Here is a 2,507-nt window from a genome sequence, read left to right as displayed (position 1 = left end):
AAACACGAAAGGAGGCCAAAACATTGACCGCGTCATAAGCCACGACGCATAACTGAGGGTGGGTCAAATCTCGGTGAAAATACCGGGTCAGTTCTCAGTGACAATCAACACTCCACTCAATGCGAGGGTCTGTCGTTCGGTGCTGCGCGGGGCATGGATGTCCGGTTTAAGGTAGCCGCGCTGCAGCGACTGGCCAAACTATGAGCGGCGGCTAAGGGCGGGAGCGACGCCGGGACGGGTATAGATGGTCGAGATTGCGAGCTGCACCGCCGCATGACCGGTTTGAGCCCTTCCACGACATTCGCCGCCTCCACAGTGAACGCAGGTACGGCAAGAACTACCAACCAATATCCGCCAGTCGGCCCTTTAGCTGAAAGCCTCACAAGGGTCATCCGAGCGCGCTCCAGCGGAAGGAAAGTGCCTGAAGCTGCTACTGGCCACGGCACCTCAATTTATGCGATAGGCCGATATGCGAACGAAGATGGGACTGGCACAAAAGACCACTTCCGTTTGGTGTTGCTATTCGTCCGACAGCTGTCCAGTCTCTTCCAGATACCGGTAGGCAGGATGATGGCGCGGCATGATTGAAGATATTCGCCTAAGAGCGGCCCGTGTACGTGGCTCCGAATGATCGAGGTCTTGCCATAGGGTTTGTGTTGCCCGCAACGCAGCGTGGACTTTGTAAGCCTTGAGCACGTTCCAGCGTGATAAACTGGACAACTCACGATGAAGCTCATTTAGGAGAAGGATGTGTTTGCGAAGTATTCTCTCATCGCTAGGCAACCCAAAATCGTAATCTAGGTCTTGGGAGGGAACATCCCCCCCGCTATAGCTGTAAGCAAATGGATTGCCAACTCCGCGTAGGTCCTCATAGTCTACCTGCATCGGCTGCCATAACGCGTCAGTTTGACTAATTTCTGACCAAGGGAGGCGGGTTGTTCCGTAAACCTGACCGTCCTTAAATGGTCCTACCTCGTAGAGCAGGAAAGCCTCATTGAGCAGATGGTCATCGTCAATACAGCTCAGCGGGGTTCGACTAAGCGCGTTGCGCGGTATGCGAAGAAGTACGCGATCTTCTGCTCTTTCTGAGCGGGGCCAGCCGCGCCACGCAGCTGCTTCGCTTCGCCAAACTGATAAAGTGTAGATTGCTTGCCCTGAGGGCAAGCTCGATGAGAGCTTGACATAATGTTTATGCGGGCAACCTCTTTCCTGATCCCATAACGAAGGAGCGAGGTTCTCACCAACGACTTGACGCATGTGCCGAAGGTCAGATCGATATTGGAAGCGGTAAACATACTGCGCGTCGTCAAATTCATTTGGAACAGGTAGATCGTTCATATCAGCCCTCTAATTGGCCTACGCGGTGCTTGGTGTTGCTTTCCGATCTTGATGGCTCTGCTACGAGGATATTTGGGTATCCATATTGGCAGAGTGAAGCCGTCAGACCATAAGAGCCGTGAAGCTCGCTTTGTCTAGGGGGCTATTCTATCCTTTGCAACTGGAGCGGGCCGCTGAGGCGAACGTTGATCTCCTACCAATTGGATCCCACTCCCTGAAGCCTGCGAGCGGCGGCAATTGCAGGTAAAACGTATGCGAAGCCACAATATCACGGGCCGCTCCGCGCCCGATCTGTAGATTTTGCCTATTGCAAGGGAGGCAAGGCTGAAGGTGTGCAGCAAGCGCCAGCTCAATCCGCAGACCTGACATCCGCCAAAGGATACCGAACTTCGGCAACGCGCTGCAACCTGACCTGCGCCCCTCGAAACTCGCGAATGACCGAAAGGTCCGCATTGCCGACATCGAACGTGCCAAAATGTTGCGCAACTGCTCCAATGACCGCTTCGGGGAAACTGAGGCTCGGCGACGCGTGGTTGGATCAATGTCCGGATTGGGCCGGGAACGCCATGTTTCCGGGTGTCTGGTAGCAACCTCGATAGTCTTCGGTTCAGCCTCCATCAGCTGGAGTCACCGGCAATTTGCTCGACGCCTTCATCTCCTTCAGGGACAGGTTGGACCGGATGCTGGTCACGCCGGGCAGGCGGCGCAGCGTGCTGTCGACGAAGGCGCTGTAGTCGTCGAGGTCACGCGCCACGACGATCAGCAGGAAATCATCCGCCCCGGTGGTGTTGTGGCAGGCGAGGATGTTCGGCGTCGTCTCGACGATACGCTGGAACTCGGCGGTGGCACGCTGGTCATGTTCGGAGCAGCGTAGTTGGACAAAGGCCATCACGCCGAGGCCCAGCTTGCGGCGGTTCAGGTTGGCCTGGTAGCCTTCGATGATGCCGCTTTCTTCCAGCCGTTTCAGCCGCCGCCAGCAGGGCGTCTCGCTCATCCCGAGGTAATCGGCCAACTTGGCGTTGGTCATGCGACCGTCCTCCTGCAACAGGGTCAGAAGGTGGGCATTGACGGCGTCAATCTCTGGCATGGGGTGATTTCCTTCTCAAAGTGGCTCAACATGAGCAGAATCTTCCCTGAAGATCCGTGACAGAAGGAGGATTGGCAAAGGT

General features: G+C 56.0%; 2 protein-coding genes. Both read right to left on the bottom strand.

Features of this window, described 5'->3' with window-relative positions; genetic code table 11:
• Positions 1-519 precede the first annotated feature (519 nt).
• On the bottom strand, positions 520-1,338 hold the full coding sequence (locus tag ACN5AZ_RS18590; RefSeq protein ID WP_419430387.1) for a hypothetical protein: 819 nt from the start codon (positions 1,336-1,338) through the stop codon (positions 520-522).
• 607 nt (positions 1,339-1,945) lie between these two features.
• Positions 1,946-2,425 (bottom strand): Lrp/AsnC family transcriptional regulator, encoded by a 480-nt coding sequence (locus ACN5AZ_RS18585; RefSeq protein WP_419430386.1) that lies wholly within the window; start codon positions 2,423-2,425, stop codon positions 1,946-1,948.
• Positions 2,426-2,507: the final 82 nt, after the last annotated feature.

It is taken from the genome of Sagittula sp. SSi028 (assembly GCF_048553715.1).
In the GTDB taxonomy this organism is placed as follows: Bacteria; Pseudomonadota; Alphaproteobacteria; order Rhodobacterales; family Rhodobacteraceae; genus Sagittula.
The sequence above is the reverse complement of the archived record's forward strand: the minus strand, read 5'-3'. Positions and strand labels throughout refer to the sequence as shown.

Excerpts from the sequence above, each read along its gene's own strand:
- ACN5AZ_RS18590 (WP_419430387.1), bottom strand. The coding sequence starts at position 1,338 with ATGAACGATCTACCTGTTCCAAATGAATTTGACGACGCGCAGTATGTT.
- ACN5AZ_RS18585 (WP_419430386.1), bottom strand. The coding sequence starts at position 2,425 with ATGCCAGAGATTGACGCCGTCAATGCCCACCTTCTGACCCTGTTGCAG.